Here is a 23,027-nt window from a genome sequence, read left to right as displayed (position 1 = left end):
TGATCTAGCTGTTTCACGGCATCAATCTCTTTATCGGTTGGTGCCGTTTCTTACATCTAAGGTGTCCACCTTGAGGAACAACGGATGTTCAGCCCAGCCAATGACACACAGTTCAGCCTGGCCATCGAGGGGCGGGAGCACGGTTTTCGCGTACTTGAGTTTCAGGGGCGGGAGGCGATCAGCACACCCTTTGCGATCAATGTAGAGTTGATTAGCGAACGCCCTGATCTTGACCTGGAAAGTCTACTTCACCAGCAGGCCTTTCTGGCTTTTAACAAGAGTGGCAACGGCATTCACGGGCAGATTTACCGTATTGCTCAAGGCGATTCAGGCAAACGTCTGACTCGTTATAGCCTAACGCTGGTACCTCAGCTCTCGTACCTTAGGCATCGCACCAATCAGCGTATTTTTCAGCAGCGCACAGTTCCGCAGATCATTGCAAAAGTTCTCGAGGAACACGGGATCCATGGCAATGCCTACCAGTTCCAACTGAACTCAATCTACCCGCCGCGTGAGTACTGTGTTCAGTACGACGAGTCAGACTTACACTTCATTCAGCGCTTGAGCCATGAAGAAGGCATTCATTACCACTTCCAGCATTCCGAACACGCTCATTTGCTGGTATTCGGCGATGACCAGACGGTTTTCACCAAACTGGACAAAGCCACAGCGTATGTACAGGGCAGCGGAATGGTGGCGGATGAACCTGCCATCAAGCACTTTAATCTGCGTTTTGAGGCCCGCACCAGCCGCACTACACGTCGAGATTACGACTTCGAGAAGGCCGGGGTTCTGGTTGAAGCCACCCACAGTCCTGAAGCACGGAGCCTTCAGCCTGACCTTGAGGACTATGACTACCCTGGACGGTTCGTACAACGCCAGCGCGGCAAGCCCTTGACACAACGCGCCCTTGAACGCCACCGCGCCGACTACCGGCAGGCCGAGGGCAAAAGCGATCAGCCAACACTGGTCAGCGGGCACTTCATGTTGCTCATCGAGCACCCGCGCAAAGAGTGGAACGCGCTCTGGCTGCTCACTGAAGTCCATCACCAGGGCTACCAGCCTCAGGTTTTGGAGGAGAACATAGCAAGTGACAGGTTGTCTGATGAGCGCTTTGAGCAGGGCTATCGCAACCGCTTCGTAGTCACCCCGTGGGACGTGTTTTATCGCCCGCAACAAGCGTACCCCAAGCCTCGAGTACTGGGCAGCCAAACGGCCTTGGTGACAGGTCCTGCCGGGGAGGAGATTTACTGCGATGCCTATGGCCGAATCAAGGTCAAGTTCCACTGGGATCGCGAAGGCAAAGCCGATGACAAGTCCAGCTACTGGCTGCGTGTGGCCTCCAGTTGGGCCGGCAGCAGCCACGGCGGCGTCACGATTCCACGGGTAGGGATGGAAGTGTTAGTCACCTTCCTCGAAGGCGACCCTGATCAGCCATTGGTCAGTGGCTGCCTGGCCAATAGCCTCAACCCGGTGCCTTACGAGTTGCCTGCACACAAGACCCGCAGCGTATTGCGCAGCCGCAGCTCACCGGGCAGTACCGGATTCAACGAGCTGCACCTCGAAGACCGTACGGGTCAAGAGCTGATCTATCTGCGCGCTCAGCGCGACATGGAACAGAAAGTTGAAAACGACAGTCGTCTTGAGGTCGGTAACGAGCGGCATGAAACCATCAAAGGCAACAACATCGTGGTGTTCGAAGCCGAGGATCAGCGCACCGTGACGGCGGATCGCAAGGTAGAACTCAAGGCCAACGATTACTTGCAGGTAGCCAGCAGCAGTCACACCCGCGTCGGACAGACCTTAGTCGCCGAGGCTGGCCAGGAAGTCCATCTCAAGGCCGGGGCCAATCTAATCCTCGACGCGGGTGCGAGCATTACCTTGAAGGCCGGCGGCCAGCACATTGTCATCGGCCCCGGCGGCATCTTCAGCAGCACCGAGATTCAAATCGGTGGCGCACCTATCAGTGGGACAGCGGCGGCGCCGTTGCTGCCTAACTTACTCGGCCTGTTGGCCGTGCCGTCCTTACTGGAACAGAAACAAAATCAGTCGAATCAAACCTCTCTGGAAACCGAGCCGCCACTGCAGCCAAAACCGGTGTGCAAGGATTGTTTGTTAGCCGCACAGGTCAAGGCCGAAGCGTTAGTGCCGCGTTAACACTTATTTAGCGAACACCATAGAACAAGGAAGGCTCATGTTACCGACCGCGAAGGATTGGCTGCACCGCCTGATGAAAGAGGCCCGTAGCGCACAACTTGATCACCTGGATGTACTGATCGATTGCGCGGCGCTGCCAATCCCACTGCTACCGACGCTGCTTGAATTGACACCTGCATCTTCGTGCGCCTGGCTATTTGAGCAAACGCCTGAGCAAGAATTGGCGCATCAGGGCCCCGTACTGTTGCGTATTGTGTTGGCCAGCCAAGAGCAGTGTGCGGGGATTGCGAAGCTGCTTAACGCGGTCCATCACAACTTTTGTGCGCTGATACTGATCAGTCGCTGGCCCTTCGCGGAATTGGCGGCGCACTTGCGCGGTGCTACCCAGGCTACCTGGAGCAATGGAGCCTGCTGTGGTGTGCTGCGTTATTACGACACGCGCCTGTTCAGGTATTTTTGCGACCAGCTTTCCCCCCACCAGCAAGAGCTTTTCCACGCCCCGGTCATTCAGTGGCACTGGATCGACCATGACAGCAAAGCCGCAACTCTTTCCGGGTTCGACAGCCGTCCAAACAACCAGAATACGCTGAGTGGCATGAGTATGAGCGATGAGCACGTTTTGCACTTGCAAGCCGTAAGCGCTGCAATTCGGTGGTTCAAGGTCTACGAAAAAACGCCAAACGAACATGGGTTCACCTCACGCGAAGCCATGATTCGCTGCCTGATCACAGTCCACCTGGATATCAGCCGGCAGAAACTGGAAAAACGGCATCACGAAGATTTTATCGCCAGCGCGCTGAGCGAACACCGGCCACTAACCCTGACTCGTAGCTAGGCCGTTTTATGATCCGTTTACTCCTTGTGATGCTAATGAGCGGCCTCTCGCTGCAGGGCTGTGCGCAGTCCCAGCCTGAGAGATTAGGCACGCCTATCGAGGGCTATAGCCATACCTCGGCGGCGATTAATCGGTTCTCGGTAAATGGTAATGGCGGGCCGAATCTGTCCCCTTATGGATACGGGGGCGGCCAAATGTGCTGCGCACCGCTTCCAGTGAAGTGGCACCCAGGCTTGACCGTGGTGGTTGAATGGGAGAAAGACCCCAATCCGCATGATTCCGCTAATTGGCCAGATCCTCCATTTTCTGATGCTTGGCGCAAGGCGGCCAGAGAGCACGAAACTCACTACACCCGTCATCGCGCGGTTGTGGCTGTCGCGCCATATGAAGAGTTGGGCGCAATAGACGTTCATTTTCTACCGTGCAATCAAGTTGCGGTTTCAGCTGTAGCCGTACTTCCTGGTCAACCGGGCTACCCATTTAACTTCCCTCAAAAAATGGAGGAACCAGCCACATGTCCGAAGCCATGACCCTACCAGTCCAAAAGCCTGCTGCGGCATTCCTCAGCCCGACACCTGATTTCAAAATGGGCGGGCTGCTGCCGCAAACGCCAGGGGATGTTTCAGACAGCCTGGCATTGCCTTCACCTTCCACTAACCCTGACTCGTAACGAGGCCGTCTTATGATCCGTTTACTCCTTGTGATGTTAATGAGCGGCCTCTCGCTGCAGGGCTGTGCGCAGTCCCAGCCTGAGAGATTAGGCACGCCTATCGAGGGCTATAGCCATACCTCGGCGGCGATTAATCGGTTCTCGGTAAATGGTAATGGCGGGCCGAATCTGTCCCCTTATGGATACGGGGGCGGCCAAATGTGCTGCGCACCGCTTCCAGTGAAGTGGCACCCCGGCTTGACCGTGGTGGTTGAATGGGAGAAAGACCCCAATCCGCATGCCTCAGCAAATTGGCCTCCGCTTGGGACAGATGGTTATCGGGCTGCTTACAAGTTGCATGCAGCCAAATACACCCGTCATCGCGCGGTTGTGGCTGTCGCGCCATATGAGCGGCTAGGTGTCGTCAATGTGCATTTTTTGCCCTGTAACCAAGTAGCTGTTACGGCAGTTCTTATGCTGCCCCGCACACCCAAATATCCCTATCGTTTCCCTCAAAAAATGGAGGAACCAGCCACATGTCCGAAGCCATGACCCCACCAGTCCAAAAGCCTGCTGCGGCATTCCTCAGCCCGACACCTGATTTCAAAATGGACGGGATGCTGCCGCAAATGCCAGGGGATGTATTGCGTAATTATCGGACGCAACAGGTGGCCTTCCACCCGTATGAACAACAGGCGATGGACGCAGACCGTGCAGCTGGAAGGGTTTACGCAGGCGCGCCATGCATGAAGATCGTGACAGTCACGCTGTGCTTTGACGGCACGAACAACCATGAGCCTTCAGACAGCCTGGCATTGCCTTCAACCACGACCAATGTGGCTCGCCTGTTTCATGCGAGCCTGGGAGGTTCTGGTTCCGAATCAGAAGAGAGAGAGGGTTTTTACCGTTACTACATGCAGGGGGTGGGCACCGAATTCAAAGAAATAGGCGAGTTCAAACCCGATAGTCAAGGGCTGACGATGTCGACGGGCGGCGAGAACCGGATCAACTGGGGGTTGACCCGTTTGATCGATGCGCTGAAAAGGGCATCTGGCGAGACTTACCTTGATCCAGTGGATGCCTACGCCCTCGTGCAAAAAATGGGCACCAGCCTTACCGAAGACGCGCTCGGGGCTTCGATATTCAAAAGCAGCTATACGCGCCGCCGAGAGGTTTTGGCTCAACCGTTGGCGGAACTTGAAAGCCAAATTGATGCCGCTCATAAGGCCAAGTCGATCCCTAAAATCATGGCAGTGCGTCTGTTTGTTTATGGTTTTTCACGGGGGGCTGCCGAGGCGCGAGCATTTGCCACCTGGCTTGAAGTCTTGACCAAGGTCGATGTGGAGGGTGATACCTGCTACTTGTTGGCCGGGCTACCGATCAAAATTGTGTTTATGGGGTTGTTCGACACCGTGGCCTCCGTGGGCATTCCGTACTTGGCGCCGTTTGCTGCCGGGCACATGGGCTGGGCCGATGGCAGCATGCGGTTGTCGGATTCGGAGACGTTTCTTGAGCACTGCGTGCATCTGGTTGCGGCTCACGAACAGCGCAGTTGCTTCCCCGTAGACTCGATTCGGCGCAAAGCCGACGCTGACGATCCACACTGCCCTTCCACCTATCGCCAAGGCACAGCGGAATACATCTACCCCGGCATGCACTCCGACGTCGGCGGCGGCTACCCGCCCGGCGACCAAGGCAGGGCCGCAGAGGGTGGCCACTTGGTGTTGTCGCAAATCGCTCTGCACCATATGTACAGTGAGGCCTACAAGATTGGGGCGCCGTTGCAGGCCCCTTCAAAGGCGTTTAGCAATGAGTTGAAAGAGCGTTGGCCATGGTTAGTCATGGACGTACAAACAGAACATGAATACGACGTAGGCACCGTCCTGATCAATCGTTTCAACACCTGGCTCGACGCCATGGATAACGGCCCATTGGAAGAGGTGATGGCCCGTGAAGCAGGGTTGATTACCGGTTGGCGAATCAGTCGTTATGCCAAGGGGCGGGCCAACCACACTGACGCTTATGTCAAAGTGATGAAAAACGGTCCGCAGGCAGACATGACCTCCGAGGAAGTCGACGCCTTTGAAGCTTTACACAATATGCAACTTGAGGAAGATGCGGCCAACCGTGCCGGCAGCTCGGCGCCTGTCTGGTCTGAAAGTCAGTTGGCAACTCAAAAAACTAATCAAGCTACCAAGTTGGAGTATGAACGTCGTACCGGCACCACGTCCGCGAACGCCTTCAACACCAGCAAGATGTATGAGCCGAACCTTGATTGTCGACAGTTGCTCAACGCCATGGCCGATTTTCGGCGTGATTATGTGCCCGAGTGGAGCTTGAGCGCAGGAGAAATATTTAGTCTTGGCACCCTTGCCAACACCTTGGTGGGTGGGCTTGTGTACATGACCAATTCGCAGGACGAAGCCCAGCACTATGCCGACCTGCGCAAGGCTGGAGAGATGAATTACGCCGCACTGTTTGGCGCAGACGGCAAGTCGTTAAACGATAAAGTCTTTCCGATTATCCGGTTGTTTGATGAGCATGTGCATGACTCTCGGGCATGGTTTATGAACGCGGCATTCAATGAGCGGGAAGTTTTCAGCGACTACTTTCGTTATCGCGGCATCTTTTTCGACAATGAATCCAATAACGAGCTATCGCTCTTGGTCACCGCTGAGCGAGTGGTTGGCGTGGCGTTGGCGGTGACCAGTGTTGGTTTGACCATTAAACGCCGAGACCCACGCTTCTTGGTGGGGCTCATTCTTCCGTCGCTGGGCACCCCGGTATTTCGCGGCAAGGTGGGTTTCCCAAGCATCAGTGCGTTTGACCGCGTGACAGGTCTGGCACTGCCGATGCTTGATGGGTTGGAGTCGATTCGCACCTTTACCGCCGACACGGGCGCTCTGTCAAAAGCGGCCCAAGCGTTGCCGGTTCCGCCGGCACTGACTGAGAAAACCGCCACCACTGATGACTTGATTGCGATGCTCAAAGCCTCGCAAGCACTTAAAGCAGCAGTGCCCACTTCGTCGGCCACCCTACTTGATGGAACGTTGGCCCAGACACCCCCCCAAAAAAGCTGGTTGGATCAGGCGAAGGGCACGGTGGAAGGTCTCGCAACCTAGAGCTGACGCTGAGTTCGATTGCAGGGTGGAAACGTCATGGTTCGCACTGACATTCAAGTGAAGCAGCTTTTACTCCACGCACTGAATTCGCCGAAGCCGAGTACGCAGGCAAACCCGTAAAGAGCGTTTCCTGATCGTGATGGATCAGGTCGTGCCCTGGAAGGGGTTGATCAATCGGATAGAGCCTCATTACCCCAGAGGCGAAAATGGGCGAGGTGCGCCTGTAATGCGGAAAAATGCCTTGGACAGGTACTGCTCGAAGGAAACTCGATGAGTTAAAAGCGGGAAAAGTCTTATCATATGATTGTGCGAGCTTTTTTAACCTCATGCTGCGAGGGCATCAAAAATCGATGCCTACTTCAGAGTTTCTTTAGTCGAATGAAAACCGGCCAGTAATATCCGAAACTTCATGTCACAATTTGTTGATGTGTAATCGGTTGCTGTCCCCTATATCGACCCCTTGAGAGCACTTCATGGACACTTTGCAAAACATGCGCGCCTTCAGTTGCGTGGCCGAAGCCGGAAGTTTCACGGCTGCTGCCGTCATGCTGGACACAACCACTGCCAACGTTTCGCGCGCGGTCTCCAACCTTGAGGCCCACCTGCAAACACGTCTGCTTAACCGCACCACCCGCCGCATCGCCCTGACCGAAGCCGGCAAGCGTTACTTGTTGCGCTGCGAGCAAATCCTGGCCTATGTCGAAGAAGCTGAAGCCGAGGCGAGCGACGCCCACTCGCGCCCTGCGGGCCAATTGAAAGTGCACACCATGACCGGTATCGGTCAGCACTTCGTGATCGACGCTATTGCCCGCTATCGCAAGACTCACCCGGATGTGACCTTCGACCTGACCTTGGCCAATCGTGTGCCTGACTTGCTCAACGAGGGTTACGACGTCTCCATCGTGCTGGCCAGCGAGCTGCCCGATTCGGGCTTTGTGTCCCAGCGTCTGGGCATCACCTACAGCATCGTCTGCGCATCGCCCGGTTACGTGAAGGCCAACGGCACAGCCACCAAACCCAGCGACCTGCTCAACCATTCCTGCCTGCGCCTGGTCAGCCCGGTGATTGCCCTGGATAAATGGGTGTTCGAAGGCCCGGAAGGTCAGGAGATGGTCCTGATCAACTCCTCGCCGTTTCTGGTCAACTCAGCCGATGCGATGAAAACCGCGATCACCAGCGGCATGGGTGTGGGGGTATTGCCGGTTTATGCCGCCATCGAGGGCCTGCGCAACGGCACACTGGTGCGCCTGTTGCCCAAGTACCGTTCCCAGGAGCTGAACCTGTACGCCATCTACCCGTCGCGCCAATACCTGGATGCCAAGATCAAAACCTGGGTCGAGTACTTGCGCGGTTCGCTGCCGGAGATTTTGACCGCGCACCAGACTGAGCTGGCCACTTATAGCTAGAACAGCGCTGGTCTTCTGTAGCCGCTGCAGGTATTGGCGCCGTGCTGTCGAGAATGTTAGCGTGCTTACATTCCCGACAGCCGATGAGCCTTGTTCCGATGAGCCTTTCCAGCACAAAAAAAACCGTACTCGCCTTCAGCCGTGTCACGCCCGAGATGATCGAGCGCTTGCAGCAGGACTTCAACGTCATTGCCCCCAACCCCAAGCTGGGCGATATCAACGCACAGTTCGATGAGGCCCTGCCCCACGCCCACGGCTTGATCGGCGTCGGCCGCAAGCTGGGTCGCAAGCAACTGGAAAACGCCAAACAGCTGGAAGTCGTGTCCAGCGTGTCGGTGGGTTACGACAACTACGATGTCGACTATTTCAACGAGCGCGGCATCATGCTCACCAACACCCCGGACGTACTCACCGAAAGCACCGCTGACCTGGGCTTTACCCTGATCATGAGCAGCGCCCGCCGGGTTGCGGAGCTGGACGCGTGGACCAAGGCCGGCCAGTGGCAAGCCAGCGTGCCGCCCGCCTTGTTCGGCAGCGATGTGTACGGCAAAACCCTGGGGATCGTCGGCATGGGCAATATCGGGGCAGCCGTTGCTCGCCGGGGTCGATTGGGGTTCAACATGCCAATCCTGTACAGCGGCAACAGCCGTAAGACCGAGCTTGAGCAAGAGCTGGGTGCTCAGTTTCGCAGCCTGGACCAACTGCTGGCCGAGGCAGATTTTGTCTGCCTGGTGGTGCCGCTCAGCGAGAAGACCAAACACCTGATCAGCCATCGCGAACTGGGGCTGATGAAGAAAAGTGCCATCCTGGTGAACATCTCCCGTGGTCCGGTGGTCGACGAGCCGGCCCTGATCGAAGCCCTGCAAAACGGCACCATTCGTGGCGTGGGCCTGGACGTTTATGAGAAAGAGCCCCTGAGCGATTCACCGCTGTTCCAGCTCAAGAATGCCGTTACCTTGCCCCACATCGGATCGGCCACCCATGAAACCCGTGAAGCAATGGCCAACCGTGCGCTGGCAAACCTGCGCAGCGCCCTGCTGGGTGAGCGCCCGCAAGACCTGGTCAACCCGCAGGTGTTCAAGGGCTGACGCAAGGCCTGTTGTGGGAGCGGGCTTGCTCGCGATGACAGCGACGCGGTGTATCAGTCACACCTCGGCGATCCGATCGCGAGCAAGCCCGCTCCCACGGGGGGGGAGGCTCACGCCAGCTTGGCGTTCAGTGCCACCGGTTTGGGCTTGCGAAACACCAGCACGTTGCCCAGCATCACCAGTACCAGCCCGGCCAAAGCTGGAGCCGTCCACTGGTAGCCTTCAACAAACGCCGACACATTGAGGGCCACCAACGGGAACAGCACTGTGCAATAAGCGGCGCGCTCCGGGCCCATGCGCCCGACCAGCGTCAGGTACGCGGTAAAACCGATCACCGACCCCGGTATCACCAGATACAGCAATGAGCCGATGTAGCGCGTGTTCCACTCCATCTCGAACGGGATGCCATTGAACACGCAGTACATCGCCAGCATGCTGGCGCCATAGAGCATGCCCCAGGCGTTGGTGGTCAGCGGCTTGAGGCCTGCCTTCTGCTGCAAGCTCGACAGCATATTGCCCGCCGAAAAACACAGGGTGCCGATCAGCGCCAGGCCCAATCCGAGCAGGATATGTGGCGTAGCGGTATGCCCGCTTAATTCCGGCCAGAACAGCAAGCCCAACCCAAACATCCCCAAGGCACCACCGGCAATGACGTTACGGGCGATTTTTTGCTTGAAGAAAATCCGCGCATTCAGCGCGTTCCACAACGTGGCTGTGGAAAACACCACCGCGATCAGCCCCGTGGTCACCCACTGGCTGGCCGTCAAAAAACACATGAAGTTGACGCAAAACAAACACAGGCCCTGAGCCAGGCAAATCAGATGCCCGCGCCTGTTCATCACCTGCAATTTGCGGCTGAGCAGCAGCACAACAAACAACACCAGCGCCGCCAGACCAAAGCGATACACGATGGACACTGGAATCGCTACCACTCCCAGTTGCAGCTTCAGGGCGATCCACGTGGTCCCCCAGATCAGTACGGTCATTACATACAAAAAAAGATTCATGGCGCACTCCAGACAATGGCTTTCAGTCTGTGCCCGAGCCTGTGCGCGCACTTGCAGATTCTTGCGCTTTTGTTGGCCCGGGGCTGGCAGCCCGGGCGCTACGGAGTAGGATGCAAGGCGTTGGAGAACTGACTATGCACACACTGCAAACCCTACAAGTCTTTCAAGCCATGGGCCGCTCGCCCAATGCTCGCCTGGAACACAGTGCCGAGCTGGGGGAAGGCATGTCCGCGGCCATGTGGAGCAATCACCACGACACCCGGGACTATGAAGCACCGACTCACCACACGCTGTCGTGCTACATCTCCGGTGGCACGGGCACCTTTCGTCGTGAAACGCCTGGGGCCAGAGGCGCGCCGGGCAAGCTCTGCGTGCTGCCCGCCGGGCATCAATCGGCGTGGATCATCAATGGTGAGATTCGTCTGGCCCACGTGTATGTCAGCCAGGAGCAGTTTGCGTTGAGCTGCATCACCCTGCTCGATCGCGACCCCCGGGAACTGCAGTTGCGTGAAATCACCTTTCAGGATGACGAGCAGCAGACCCGCCGTTTCCACCAACTGATCGGCATGAACTGGGACGAACCCGGCGAACGCTTGCTGACCAGCAGCCTGGCCAGCGCCCTGCTCGACCATGCCGTGCTGACTCAAGTGGGCTTGCGTGACGGGCTACAACTCAAAGGCGGGCTGGCGGCCTATCAACGGCGCCAACTGGTCGACTACATCGAACACCAGCTGGCCGAGCCCTTGAGCATCGGCCAACTGGCAGCCCAGTGCGCGCTGTCGCCTTATCACTTTGCGCGCATGTTTCGCGAAAGCTTCGGCGTGCCGCCCCACCAGTATCTGTTGGCTCGCCGCCTGGCCCGCGCCCGCGACTTGCTGCGCCACAGCGCCCTGGCACTGGGCGACGTGGCACTGGCCTGCGGCTTTGCCAGCGCCAGCCACTTCGCCAACCGTTTCAAGCAAAGCCTGGGCAGTACGCCGGGGGAGTATCGGGCGGCGTTCAGGTAACCCGTTCAAGCTCGTTCAGGACGCCTGGCCAGAGCATTGAAAATGCGTTGTCCATAAAGGCCTACAGCCAGGCCGAGCACAATTAAAACCACCGCCAGTATTTTGCTAAACGGCACACTCTCGTTGAAGATGAGGACTGAACCGAGCATGCCGAAGATAGGCACCAACAGCGATAGTGGTGCTACGGTTGAAACCGGGTAGGTCTTGAGCAGCGAGTTCCAGATCCAATAAGCGAACAGAGTATTTGGGTAGACCTGAAACAGAATCGACAGTACGGCAGTTGTGTCTACCTGATTAACAAATGCGGTATAGCCGGCGCTGCCATTAACCGCATAATCGAGGGCGAACAACGGGATCGGCGAGAAGGCGCTGGACCAGACCAGAAAGCCGAAGACATCTTTAGTGCATGCCTTTTTGTTAATGATATTGGCGACGCTCCAAGAGGCTGCGCCGACCAGCACCAGAAGCACGCCTGGCAGGCTGATCGAGCCATCGCTGATCATGATGATGCACAAGAGTCCGAGCAGGGCTATCAGCATGCCCAATACCTGAAAACGTGTCAGCGACTCCTTGAACACCCACCCCCCCATCAAGATGGTGAAAAACGCGCTGAACTGCAGTACCAGCGATGCGATTCCAGCTGAGAGCCCGGCTTTTATCCCAAGATTTACCACCCCCCACAAACCGATGCCGAACACCAGTCCGTAACCGATGATAAAGCGCCAGGGCACATCAGGCTTGCGAATGAAAAAGATCGCCGGTAACGCACAGAGACTGAAGCGGATACCCGCCAGGATGAACGGATCTACGGTTGCCAACCCCAGCTTGATCACTGAGAAATTGACGCCCCAGATTGCCGTGATCAGTACAGCCAACACTACGTGCAGTGGTTTCATTGGTGAGTTGCCTTCATTGGGTGGGTTGAGTCACGCGACACCTTAAGATCAAAGCTATTGATCAAGACGGTGCCCGTTAACTCAAGCCCAGCAACTTTGAATTACTTGATAGAAACCTCTTCTTTTTTTGTAGGAGTAAAGCGGCGCCATACGCTGAACAAGCCCGTCCCACAAAAATTGAGCAGGGCTCGATTACTGTGGGAACCAGCCTGCTGGTGATGGCATGCTTCAATGTGCCTCACACACCTCAACGCCTGAATCGTTGGCAAGCCACAGGTTTCGGCCCTTAAAACTCCAACGTGCTGGAGAACGTCACCTGCCGTGAATCCCCGATCGAGACAAAGGTCCGGCTGGCCGCCGAGGTGTAGTAAGTACGGTCGAATAGGTTTTTGACGTTGAGCTGGAACTTGACCTTCTGCCCTTCGATCCGGGTGTCGTAGGTGGCGAATGCATCGGCTACGGTGTAACCCGGCAGGTCGAAGTCGTTCAGAGCATCACCCGCCCGCTCACCCACGTAACGGGCACCGGCGCCAATGCGCAGCTTGTCACCGCCTACGATATTCCCAACGTCATACACCGCCGACAGCGAGCCGGAGTTTTTGGCCACGTTCTGCAAACGCATACCCTCGTATTTCGTGTCCTTGGTCACTTCGGCATCGGTGTAGGCATAGCTGCCGATCACACTCCACTGCTCACTCAACTGGCCGCTGACGTCCAGTTCAAGCCCACGTGAGCGAACTTCACCGGCGGCCGAGTAGACGGTATTGCCGGCCTCGGTCGTCGATACCAGTACGTTGCGCTTTTTGATGTCGAACAGCGCCACGCTGCCGGTGATACGCCCAGGCATATCGAGTTTTGCACCAAGCTCCCAGGACTTTGATTCCTCTGGCGCAATCGCCGAATCCAGTACCACACCCCCTGTCAGGGGCGCGATGGTGGAGTTGGGCTTGAACGATTCGGTGTAGCTGCCATAGAACGACAGTTCATCGGTGTAGCGGTACACCAGGCCAGCACGGGGGATCCATTTCACGCCGTTGGTATCCGTGTTGGTCTTGAACGGAATGGCTTTGCCTGCCAGCTGGTCGTACTTCTGAAAGCGCGCACCCGCCACCAGAATCCATTGATCGGTGAGGTGGATGGAGTCCTGGGCAAACAGCGAATCGCTGCGTAGCAAGTCGGTCTGGTTGCTGTCACTGGCGCTGACGGTGGTGCCGGCAACTTCATTGCCATACACCGGGTTCTCGTAATTGAAGGTGGACTGGCTGTCCTGGCGGATCAGCTCGGCGCGGTAGATTTTGCGGTATTCGTCATCCACGCCAAACACCAGGTCATGCTGCATGCCCGCCACCTGGACCTTGCCTTGCAGGCTGATGGTGGAAAAACGGTCGGTGGTGATGGCGCCTTTGGTGCCGTCCATTTTTCGGGTCAGGGTGCCGTCCGGGTTGACCTTGGTGACGCGCACCTGGCTGGCGTCGTAGGTTTCGCGATTCCAGCTGTAGCCGAAATGGGCTTTCCAGTCGTCGTTGAGGTCGTGATCGACTTCAAGGCGATACAGGTCGGAGCGACCTTCCATATTGTTGAACGGCTCATCCAGACGGCGCGTGGCCGGGATATCCAGTGGATGGTTGGTGGCCGGATTAATCGCCGTGCCCCGGTCAAAAGGGGTCAGGAATTCACGATGTTCGTAAGCCAGCAGCACTTGGGTGTTGTCGCCATACCAGGCCAGCGACGGCGCAATCAGCGTCTCGCGATGCACACCGAAGTTGCGCCAGTAATCTTCGTCTTCATGGTCAATGATCATCCGGTAAGCCAGCCCTGAATCACCCAACGGGCCGGTACTGTCCAGACTGCCGCCGCTGCCGTTTTTGCCCGAGCCATAGGTTGAGCCACGCACGGTGAGCGCGTTGTATTGCTCCAGCTGCGGTTTTTTACTGACCACGTTGACCACACCGCCCGGGTCTTGAATCCCGTAGAGCAGCGAGGCCGGGCCCTTGAGCACTTCAACCCGCTCCGTGGTGGCATTCATCGCACGTCCCTGCACCAGCGGCATGCCATCGCGCATGATCGAACCGTCACGGTTGTCACCAAAACCGCGTTTCATCACCGAGTCCTGGGTGCTGCCCAGCGTGTTGCCCTGGGTGATGCCGCTGACGTTGTTCAGTGCGTCATCCAGATTGCGCGGCGCCTGATCGCGAATCACCTGGGCAGCCACCACGTTGATGGTTTGCGGGACTTCCATGGTCGAGCCCGTACCGCGCATGACCGAGGTATTCACCGGAGGCTGATAGCTGGTGTCATTGGAAACCTGCGACGTGATGCTGGTGGCGCCCAGGTTCAAGGCGCCTGCCGTGGGCTGGGGTTCGAGGGCGAAGGTGTTGGCGTCGGTGCGTCGCACAGTGAAACCCGACTGAGCGAGCATCTGCTGCAAGGCCTGATCTGCACTCATGCGGCCCTTGATGGCAGGGGCTTGCAGGCCGAAGGGGGCTTCGTCGGTATAGACCACGCTCAGACCGGTCAAACGGGAGAAGTCGTTGAGGGCCTGGGGCAGCGGTTTGGCCGGCTGATTGAAATCGAACAGGGCGCCGGCCTGTTGCTGAGCCCCCTCGGCGGCCATTGCTGCGTAAAGCGGGTTGAGTGCCAACCCGGCCATCACTAAAGCAGAAGCCCCCAACCACTGTTTCACCGAATTTGCCCTGGACTTCATGCTCATGACCTGTGTGCCGACCTGATGGGGAATACGAATTTTTCGCATTTTCAAGCACTACACGGTTGGGCCCGAGGTTTACCTCACCTGATGCTGAAAAATAATTGCGGGCGTGGGAGCAGGCATCAACGCAACACAATCAGCCCAAACACGCTGTGCTGCTCAAACCCCAGTACACCTTGCAACGAATTGAGCACCGCTTGCGGGTCCTTGCTGGGGAAACTGCCGCTGATACGCCTTGTGCCCAACTTGCTATTGAGCAGCACGATCTGACCTGGGTAATAGCGCTTCAGGTCTGCCACGACATCGACCAACGGCGTTTTGTAGTAGGTCAGCCAGCCCGAGCGCCAACCCAGTTGGGCCTGACTGTCAACACGGTGCACTGCGTCGGTCACTCCAGCGTCATAGGCCATTTGCTGATCGGCGATCAGAATCTGCTGGGCCCCGTCCTTGCTTGCCTTGACCCCTACCCGCCCGGACAGCACCGTGACTTGCGCACCAGCGGGTTGCAGACGCACCTCGAACTCCGTGCCCAGCACCCGCGCTTCACCGCCCTGGGCATCGACCACAAAGGGATCACCGGTGTGGGTGACGTGAAAAAAGGCCACCCCACGGCGCAATTGAACATGCCGTTCGCCCGCACTGAAGTTCACCGCAATGGCGCTGTCGGCATCGAGCGTAACCCTGGTTTTATCGGCCAAAACCACCGTGCGTACTTGCCCTGGCGCGCTCACATAATCTGCGCCCAGATCGTCCAGCCATCGCGCTGGCTGCCAACCGGCAAACACGCCGACCATCATCAGCAAACATGCAGCAACGGCCAGCCCGCCGGACCAATACCTGACGCGGCTGAGTCGGGAGGTGTTCATCGCGGTCAGGTAACGCTGCATGACCAGCGCTTCTTCGTCAGCCAAAGTGCTACCCGCCACTTCGCTCAACTCCCACACCACTTGGGCCTGGGCGTAGGCCTCGGCGTGGGCGGGATCGGCCTTCAGCCAGCGGCTGAAAGTGGCCTGGTCACCGCTATTAGGCTGATCGTGCAGCACACTGAGCCACTCCAACGCTGTGCGTTCTTGCTCGGGGGTGACGGGAATTCTCGTACGACTGATCACAACGCTGTCCCTGATGGCGGCTCACGCAAACTGGCCTTGCAGGCCTCAAGGGCGCGCATCATATGTTTTTCAACCGCACTTTGGGACAGCCCCATGACCTTGGCGATCTCGGCATAGGTACGACCGTGAATCCGGTTGAGCAAAAAGATATGCCGCGTGCGCTCGGGCAGGCTGCGCAAGGCGGCCTCGACTTGGCGCAAGTCATTACCCGCCTCAAGTGCCGCTTGGGGCTCGCAGCAATTGGCGTCCGGCTCGGGCTGCCAGTGATGGCTGATCCGCCCGCGCGTGCCTTCGCTGCGCAGGTGATCGATGGCAATGTTGCCCGCGCAGCGCAGCAAATACGTGCTGAGCTCTTCGACCTGCACCAGTGGCCGCCGCCAAAAACGCAGAAACAAGTCCTGAACCAGATCAGCTGCCGTTGCCCGGCATCCGACGCGGCGGTTCACCAGCGCTTCCATTTGCGGACGCTGGGATAAAAACACCTGCAAAAAATGCGCGCGTCCATGGCGAGCCTCACTGCTAGGACCATTCTCAAGTTCAGGTGGGATCATGGACATCGGCGCGCAGGTCAAAAAGGAAAGCGATACTAATGATAAATATTCTCATATGCAAAAGCAGATGACGGGGTGCGCTGTTGTCATTGATCAGTGGTGATTGCTCAATGCAATCACCCACCCCTACAATGCGAACAATTCTTGTTCTCTAAAGCGTTTTCAGCGCAGCTGGAGTGGTCGTTGCCGCAGTCAAATACCGTCGAGGTTCTTTACCAGAACCACCACAGCTGGCTTACAGGCTGGTTGCGGCGCAAGCTGGGCTGCCCGCAAAGTGCCGCAGACCTGGCGCAAGACACCTTTATGCGGCTGCTGACCGCCCGCGAAACCCCGACCCTGGCCGAGCCCCGGGCTTTTTTGACCGTTGTCGCCAAACGCGTTCTGTTCAATCACTACCGCCGCCAGGATCTGGAGCGGGCTTATCTGCAAGCGCTCGCCGAAATACCCGAACAGGTGGTCCCCAGCGAAGAAGAGCGGGCAATTATCCTGCAAACCCTGATGGAGTTGGATCAGTTACTCGACGGCTTGCCCTGCCCAGTCAAACGCGCCTTTTTGCTGGCACAGATTGACGGCCTCAGCCACGCCGACATCGGCGCCCGACTGGGTATTTCGGTTGCCACCGTCAAACGTCATTTAACCAAGGCAGCCCTGCGCTGCTATTTCGCCCTGTGAGCGGCGCGTTCAACCACCCGCCCGACATCGGTTCAGCCGTCGCCGAGCAGGCCGTGAGCTGGTTGATCGAAATGCAGGATGGCGGGCTCAGCCCAGGGCGTCAGCAGGCATGGGAGCAATGGCTGCAGGCGCACAGCGAACACCAGCGGGCGTGGGAGCATATTCAACGGATAAACCAGCGTTTACGCGGTTTATCGTCACCACTGGCCCACGCGGCCTTGAATGCGCCCAAAAGCAACAGTCGCCGCCAGGCCCTTAAATTATTGCTGCTGTTGGGCGCTGGCACGGCCCTGACCTATGGTGTGCGCGATCAATTGCCCATCACCCCGCTGCTGGCAGACTTCAGCAGCCCGGTGGGTCAGCGACGCACACTGCAATTGCACGATGGCAGCCAAGTCCAGCTCAACACCGCCAGCTCGGTAGATGTGAGGTTTAACGGCCAGCAGCGTGTGATTCGCTTGCTCGAAGGCGAGATGCTCCTGACCGCGGCTCAAGACCCACGGCCTTTACAGGTACTGACAGCCCACGGAGTTTTGCAGCCCCAGGCCGCACGCTTGAATGTGCGCCAATTCAGCGATCGCACGGAGGTCGCGGTGTTTGATGGCCAGGTCGGGCTCATGCCAACCGCGCATTCGGGTAGCCCGCTGTGGATCCAGCCTCATCAGCAACTGAGCTTTAACCGTCAGGCCTGGAACCCGCCGCGCCCACTGGATGCGGGAAGTGGCGCCTGGACCGACGGCATGCTGGTCGCCGCCCACATGCGCCTGGCCGACTTTTTGGCCGAGCTGGGGCGGTATCGTCGCGGCCAGCTCAACTGTGACCCGAACGTGGCCGACCTGCTGATTTCAGGCACCTATCCGGTAGACAACAGCGAGCGCGTGCTGGACCTGCTTGCTGTCAGTTTGCCGGTGCGGATCAGGCGCTTTACCCGGTACTGGGTGACGGTAGAAGCAAAGGCATAAACAAAACCTGCGGCAGCGGCTACAGGGGCGATTTAAATTTCAAACAATGTGAGCTGTTTTCGAATCTGGCGTGACAGAGGAGGTAAGCCACTTCGATTTTTACCTTTCCAGGATTCGTTCATGTCTGCTCAGCCTTTGCGTCTCACGTCTTTAGCCCGCTTGCTGCTGGGTGCCAGTTTGAGTTTTAGCGCGGCGGCCTTTGCCGACGCCAAGGCTTATCACATCGCCCCCGCCTCACTGGAAAACGCCCTGAACCAGTTCGGCCGTGAAGCCGGCGTGCTGATTTCCTTCAGCTCCGCCACCGCCAGCGGCATTCAGAGCAAGGGCCTGGAAGGCACTTACGAGCCCGAACAAGGCCTGCAAGCCTTGCTGGAAGGCACAGGGCTGCAAGCCCGCGCCGAAGGTCAGGGGGCGTTCAGCCTGCAGCCGGTGACCGCCTCGACGGCACCCGCCAGCATTGAATTGGGAACCTCCAGCGTGGTCGGTGACTGGCTGGGAGAGGCGGCGCAGGCCGATGTGTTCGAACACCCCGGCGCACGTGATGTAATCCGCCGCGAAGAGTTCGAACGCCAGGGGGCCACCACTGCCCGCGAAGTACTCAATCGCATTCCCGGCGTCAATGCCCCGGAAAACAACGGCACCGGCAGCCATGATATGGCCCTCAACTTCGGTATTCGCGGGCTGAACCCTCGGCTGGCGACCCGCTCGACGGTGTTGATGGACGGCATCCCCGTGCCTTTCGCCCCCTACGGTCAGCCGCAGTTATCGTTTGCCCCGATCAGCATGGGTAACATGGACGCGGTAGACGTGGTTCGCGGCGGCGGCGCAGTGCGGTATGGCCCGCAAAACGTCGGCGGTATCGTCAACTTCGTGACTCGCGCTATTCCTGATGAACCTACCGTCAAGGCCGGTTTCCAGACCGAGACCAGCCCGTCATCCACCCAGGATGGCTTCAAGAAAACCGCCAACCTGCTGGCCGGTGGTACCGCTGACAATGGCCTGGGTGGCGCCTTGCTGTACTCCGGCACCCGCGGCGGCGACTGGCGCGAACACAGCGACACGCGCATCGACGACTTGATCCTCAAGGGTAATTACCAGATCGACGAAGCCAACAGCCTGCATGCCATGGCCCAGTACTACGATGGCGAAGCTGATATGCCCGGCGGCCTGAGCACTGCGGCCTACAAGGCTGACCCCTATCAATCGACCCGCCCGAACGACAAGTTCTGGGGGCGCCGTACCCTGGTCAACTTCGGCTATCGCTATCAGGAAGACCGCCGTGAATTCACGGTCAACAGCTTCTTCACGAAAACCCTGCGCAGCGGTTACCTGGACCAAGGCACTTTCCTCTCGCTGTCGCCGCGGGAATACTGGGTGCGCGGGGTTGAAACACGCATAGCCCAGGGCTTTGATCTGGGCAATACCAGCCACGAAGTGGGCGCGGGCTACCGCTACATCAACGAAGCCGGCCACGAACTGCGCTACCGCACACCGATTTCAGCCAACGAACTGCCCACCTCCAATAGCCGCAATGACCGCGATACACGGGGCGCCACTGAGGCCCATGCGTTCTTTATCGACGACAAGATCGACATCGGCAAGTGGACGCTCACCCCCGGCATTCGCTACGAGATGATCGAGCAGCAGCAAACCAACCTGCTGACCCATGTCAAATACAAGGGCGACTACAACACGCCGCTGCCTGCCCTGAACGTGATGTACCACGTCACAGACAGCTGGAATCTCTATGCCAATACCGAAGGTTCCTTCGGGAGCGTGCAGTACAGCCAGATGCCCAACCGCGTTACCGGCGGCGAAGTAAAACCGGAGAAAGCGCGCACCTGGGAAATCGGCACCCGCTACGACAATGGCAACTTGAGCGCGGAGATCGGCGCATTTCTCATCAATTTCAACAATCAGTACGACAGCAACCAAACCACCGATACCGTGATCGCACGGGGCAAGACACGGCATCAGGGCATCGAGGCCAGCGTCAACTACGCGCTGGATGGCCTGAGCCCCGTACTGGCCGGTTTCGACGTATACGCCACCTACGCCTATGTTGACGCGACTATCCGCGAAGAGGGTCCGAACAAAGGCAATCGCGTGCCGTTCTCCTCGAAAAACAAAGGCAGCATCGGCGTCGGTTATACCGAAGGCCAGTGGAAAGCCAATCTGGACACAACCTTCCAGAGCAACCAGTTCGCCGATAACGCCAACACCCGTGCAGAAAGCGCCGACGGCAGCAACGGCTTGATCCCTGGCTACATGGTTTTCAACAGCCGCGTGGGCTATGACTTCGGCCCTCAACTGTCTGACCTGAACGTGGCAGTGGGCGTGAAAAACATCCTCAATCACGAGTACTACACACGCTCGTTTGACGATAACAACAAGGGGAAATACGTGGGCGAACCGCGCACCCTCTACGTCCAGACTTCAGTCGCATTTTGATATAAATCGATCAAAGCCCGCACATGCGGGCTTTTCTTCCCGGCAAAGGCTGACGCCGATCACGACTTGCAAGACTTCCTGAAAATAGTGCTTGAAATATTTGCTCATCGGCCCAAACACTGTAACTGAGCAATGACGATGAACCTTTGAACACTCGAGGCCGTCAGACCTCACACGAGCACGCTTATATAAGGGAAGAACTATGCTTACTCACGTCTTTTCCGATAAACATATCGACAGTGACAAACGCACCCAAGACTGGGTCACCGCTACTGTTGAAGTAACGCTCGAACGCCATTTGGAAGATCTGACCCGGGTTGAGGTCCATCTCAGCGATGAAAATGGTGGCAAGTCCGGTCCAAAGGACAAACGCTGCAAAATGGAGGCTCGACCTAAAGGACACCAGCCGATTCTCGTATCCCACGACGCTGATTCGCTGACCCAGGCTGTGGAGGGTGCAGCTGAAAAGCTGGAGCACGCTCTGGAACACCTGTTCGGCAAGCTGCGTGGCAAACGCACTGCAGCCCTGGCCCCGGAAGGGTTTGAGGCAAATGAACCTAAGCAGAGCGTTGACGCTTTGCTGGAAGAAGAGTTTTTGGAAAAAGAAAAAGAACTCGAATTAAACAGCTGATACAGCGTCCAGGACGCATAAAAAAGGGCGGGCTTACTTCGGTAAGCCCGCCCTTTTTCATGAGGACGTTTATAGCTCGCCCTTCTCCACTTCGGGATGCTCCCCGGAACCGGCGCCGGTCTTGCGATGAGGATTCTCGATCTTCACCGACGGGAACTGCGAAGACGCATAGCGCACCACCAAAATGGCAAACGCCAGCAACAGGATTGCCCCGGTCAGATACACCACGCCCATGTCCGGCGGGTTGTGATGGGACACGTTGGAAATCAGCAAGCGGGTCAGCGCCGTGATCGCCACGTAAATCAGGAAGCGCACGGGCATATGATTGGTTTTGAAATAAATGCCTACCATGGCGCCCAGTCCCAGGTAGATAAACAGCAGCAGGATGTCATCAATCGTGATGTTGCCCTTCTCCACCATTCCCAGAAATTCCATCACTGCTGCCCAGGCAGTGACCGCACCAATGGCAAACAACGCCAGGTAATGGAAGGTTTCGACGAACAGATTGCCCATCGATTCGGCCAGTTCATGAACCTGGCGACGTAGCTTCTCAGCTTTGTTAACTCTCACGATGCAGCTCCTTGAATCGACTCGAACGGATCATCCGCGACGCACATGACGCTTTTTACATGCAGAAAAAAGGCCAGCGACCGTTGGTGAGATGATGGCGGGCGGCTATTAGACACGTCAGGGGACCGTTGCGCCTACCAATTGCAGCTAGAGTGAAAAAGCCGCTATTCAAATCCGGGTGTTTGGCTTATCCTTTTCGCTGTATATAAATACAGTAATCGCAAGATAATTTACGTGAAGGCATATGAGGTGGTAAATGGCCGTCGAAGTGGTATACCGCAGCAGCCGAGATCTGGAGCGTTTGTTCATGGATAAAGCCGAAGCTGACCGTCATGACAAAATGCTGGAACTGGCAGAATTGCTGGCCGAAGTGTTGCAAAAAGCTGTGCCGTCCCTGAGCGAGCAACAGGTCGAAGAAGCCGGCATCTACATGGCGAAAAATCGCGATGTTTTTGCCAAGGCCTTCAAGAGCCAGCCGGACGCCCTGTCCGAGTTGCTGGTCGACAGCGAATAAATGCACCACGTCCTCGCTTGACTCTCCCCTACGGGGCAGACCCTACCCTCAAAGGCCCCCTTTCAGGTTGGCGTCACGATGAGCAAGCGAGTACTGGTGATCCTGGGTCACCCCGGCACCGACAGTTTTTGTGGCGCACTGGCAGACAGCTATGTTGAGGCGGCCAAGAGTGCCAACCATGACGTACGTGTCATGCAGTTAGGTACCCTGCGCTTCGATCCGGTACTGCATGAGGGTTACAGGCAGATCCAGGCACTGGAGCCAGACTTGCTCAACGCTCAGGCAGACATCCTCTGGGCCGAGCACCTGGTTCTGGTCTATCCGATCTGGTGGGGCGGAATCCCCGCTTTGATGAAAGGTTTTTTCGACCGCATCCTGCTGCCCGGCTTCGCCTTTCAATACCGCAAGGGCAAGGCATTCCCCGACAAGCTCCTTAAAGGTCGCAGCGCGCACCTACTGGTAACGATGGACACGCCCCCTTGGTACTACAAATGGGTGTACCGCATGCCAGGGCTGCATCAAATACGCAAAACCACCTTGGCGTTTTGTGGCATAAAACCCCTCGCAACCTTGACGTTTGGCCCGATACTCGACGCCACACCCGCACAAAAAACCACATGGCTGCAGCAAGCCCGCGCGCTCGCGAACCGCTGAGCGTCAGCCTCGCCGGCGACCATTGAAAAAGGATTTTTC

Annotated in this window: 21 protein-coding genes; 15 read left to right on the top strand and 6 right to left on the bottom strand. The window is 57.5% G+C overall.

Annotated features, from left to right (window positions below; genetic code table 11):
• Positions 1–84: 84 nt before the first annotated feature.
• The 8 genes from TU76_RS06930 (at position 85) to TU76_RS06910 (ending at position 9,257) form a co-directional block, all read left to right on the top strand.
• Positions 85–2,157, top strand: a complete 2,073-nt coding sequence (locus tag TU76_RS06930; protein ID WP_048351341.1) for a type VI secretion system Vgr family protein — start codon at positions 85–87, stop codon at positions 2,155–2,157.
• Positions 2,158–2,194: 37 nt separating this feature from the next.
• On the top strand, positions 2,195–2,992 hold the full coding sequence (locus tag TU76_RS06925) for a toxin Tle1 chaperone Tla1 (protein WP_048654678.1): 798 nt from the start codon (positions 2,195–2,197) through the stop codon (positions 2,990–2,992).
• Between the two features lie 35 nt (positions 2,993–3,027).
• Positions 3,028–3,522, top strand: coding sequence for a Tli1a family immunity protein (locus tag TU76_RS24620; protein ID WP_082136516.1), 495 nt, complete (start codon positions 3,028–3,030; stop codon positions 3,520–3,522).
• Entirely contained in the window at positions 3,507–3,662 is a 156-nt protein-coding gene (locus TU76_RS25195; protein ID WP_156877924.1) for a hypothetical protein, read from the top strand. The genes TU76_RS24620 and TU76_RS25195 overlap by 16 nt, the downstream gene beginning before the upstream one ends.
• A gap of 39 nt (positions 3,663–3,701) precedes the next feature.
• Entirely contained in the window at positions 3,702–4,193 is a 492-nt protein-coding gene (locus TU76_RS24615; RefSeq protein WP_082136515.1) for a Tli1a family immunity protein, read from the top strand.
• Positions 4,178–6,763 carry a T6SS phospholipase effector Tle1-like catalytic domain-containing protein gene (locus tag TU76_RS06920; RefSeq protein ID WP_048351340.1) on the top strand — a complete coding sequence of 862 codons (2,586 nt, stop codon included), beginning with the start codon at positions 4,178–4,180 and terminating at the stop codon, positions 6,761–6,763. Before TU76_RS24615 ends, TU76_RS06920 begins: the two co-directional genes overlap by 16 nt.
• Positions 6,764–7,236: 473 nt before the next feature.
• Positions 7,237–8,169 carry a LysR family transcriptional regulator gene (locus tag TU76_RS06915; RefSeq protein WP_019824905.1) on the top strand — a complete coding sequence of 311 codons (933 nt, stop codon included), beginning with the start codon at positions 7,237–7,239 and terminating at the stop codon, positions 8,167–8,169.
• A 98-nt stretch (positions 8,170–8,267) separates the two neighbouring features.
• On the top strand, positions 8,268–9,257 hold the full coding sequence (locus TU76_RS06910; protein WP_048351339.1) for a 2-hydroxyacid dehydrogenase: 990 nt from the start codon (positions 8,268–8,270) through the stop codon (positions 9,255–9,257).
• Between the two features lie 110 nt (positions 9,258–9,367).
• Here TU76_RS06910 and TU76_RS06905 read toward each other — a convergent pair whose 3' ends face one another.
• Positions 9,368–10,264, bottom strand: coding sequence for a DMT family transporter (locus TU76_RS06905; protein WP_048351338.1), 897 nt, complete (start codon positions 10,262–10,264; stop codon positions 9,368–9,370).
• A gap of 134 nt (positions 10,265–10,398) precedes the next feature.
• Between TU76_RS06905 and TU76_RS06900 the strand changes: the two genes are divergently transcribed.
• Positions 10,399–11,271 carry an AraC family transcriptional regulator gene (locus TU76_RS06900; protein WP_048351337.1) on the top strand — a complete coding sequence of 291 codons (873 nt, stop codon included), beginning with the start codon at positions 10,399–10,401 and terminating at the stop codon, positions 11,269–11,271.
• A gap of 5 nt (positions 11,272–11,276) precedes the next feature.
• On the opposite strand, the gene TU76_RS06895 is transcribed toward TU76_RS06900, so the two are convergent.
• The 4 genes from TU76_RS06895 to TU76_RS06880 form a co-directional block, all read right to left on the bottom strand.
• Positions 11,277–12,167, bottom strand: a complete 891-nt coding sequence (locus TU76_RS06895) for an EamA family transporter (RefSeq protein WP_019824912.1) — start codon at positions 12,165–12,167, stop codon at positions 11,277–11,279.
• Positions 12,168–12,453: 286 nt separating this feature from the next.
• The gene (locus tag TU76_RS06890; RefSeq protein ID WP_048351336.1) at positions 12,454–14,871 is read right to left on the bottom strand and encodes a TonB-dependent siderophore receptor; all 2,418 of its coding nucleotides are present in this window, start codon (positions 14,869–14,871) and stop codon (positions 12,454–12,456) included.
• A gap of 125 nt (positions 14,872–14,996) precedes the next feature.
• Entirely contained in the window at positions 14,997–15,983 is a 987-nt protein-coding gene (locus TU76_RS06885; RefSeq protein ID WP_048351335.1) for a FecR family protein, read from the bottom strand.
• Complete coding sequence (locus tag TU76_RS06880; RefSeq protein WP_173667406.1) at positions 15,980–16,540, bottom strand: RNA polymerase sigma factor; 561 nt, start codon at positions 16,538–16,540, stop codon at positions 15,980–15,982. Before TU76_RS06880 ends, TU76_RS06885 begins: the two co-directional genes overlap by 4 nt.
• Positions 16,541–16,717: 177 nt before the next feature.
• Here TU76_RS06880 and TU76_RS06875 point away from each other — a divergent pair, with 177 nt between their 5' ends.
• From TU76_RS06875 to TU76_RS06860, 4 genes are all read left to right on the top strand, one after another.
• Complete coding sequence (locus TU76_RS06875) at positions 16,718–17,206, top strand: sigma-70 family RNA polymerase sigma factor (protein ID WP_048351334.1); 489 nt, start codon at positions 16,718–16,720, stop codon at positions 17,204–17,206.
• Positions 17,203–18,168 carry a FecR domain-containing protein gene (locus TU76_RS06870; RefSeq protein WP_048351333.1) on the top strand — a complete coding sequence of 322 codons (966 nt, stop codon included), beginning with the start codon at positions 17,203–17,205 and terminating at the stop codon, positions 18,166–18,168. Before TU76_RS06875 ends, TU76_RS06870 begins: the two co-directional genes overlap by 4 nt.
• Before the next feature lie 120 nt (positions 18,169–18,288).
• Positions 18,289–20,619, top strand: a complete 2,331-nt coding sequence (gene fecA, locus TU76_RS06865) for a TonB-dependent Fe(3+) dicitrate receptor FecA (RefSeq protein WP_048351332.1) — start codon at positions 18,289–18,291, stop codon at positions 20,617–20,619.
• A gap of 202 nt (positions 20,620–20,821) precedes the next feature.
• Positions 20,822–21,250 (top strand): HPF/RaiA family ribosome-associated protein, encoded by a 429-nt coding sequence (locus tag TU76_RS06860; RefSeq protein ID WP_019824935.1) that lies wholly within the window; start codon positions 20,822–20,824, stop codon positions 21,248–21,250.
• 69 nt (positions 21,251–21,319) lie between these two features.
• Here TU76_RS06860 and TU76_RS06855 read toward each other — a convergent pair whose 3' ends face one another.
• Positions 21,320–21,820, bottom strand: coding sequence for a phosphate-starvation-inducible protein PsiE (locus TU76_RS06855; protein WP_048351331.1), 501 nt, complete (start codon positions 21,818–21,820; stop codon positions 21,320–21,322).
• A 256-nt stretch (positions 21,821–22,076) separates the two neighbouring features.
• Between TU76_RS06855 and TU76_RS06850 the strand changes: the two genes are divergently transcribed.
• Both TU76_RS06850 and TU76_RS06845 read left to right on the top strand, forming a co-directional pair.
• Positions 22,077–22,334 carry a YebG family protein gene (locus TU76_RS06850; protein ID WP_019410845.1) on the top strand — a complete coding sequence of 86 codons (258 nt, stop codon included), beginning with the start codon at positions 22,077–22,079 and terminating at the stop codon, positions 22,332–22,334.
• Between the two features lie 78 nt (positions 22,335–22,412).
• A complete protein-coding gene (locus tag TU76_RS06845; RefSeq protein ID WP_019824940.1) occupies positions 22,413–22,988 on the top strand; it encodes an NAD(P)H-dependent oxidoreductase in 576 nt (191 codons plus the stop codon).
• The last annotated feature ends 39 nt before the right edge of the window (positions 22,989–23,027 follow it).

This window comes from Pseudomonas psychrophila, from assembly GCF_001043005.1.
Taxonomy (GTDB): domain Bacteria; phylum Pseudomonadota; class Gammaproteobacteria; order Pseudomonadales; family Pseudomonadaceae; genus Aquipseudomonas; species Aquipseudomonas psychrophila.
This window is presented reverse-complemented; position numbering and strand designations above follow the sequence as displayed.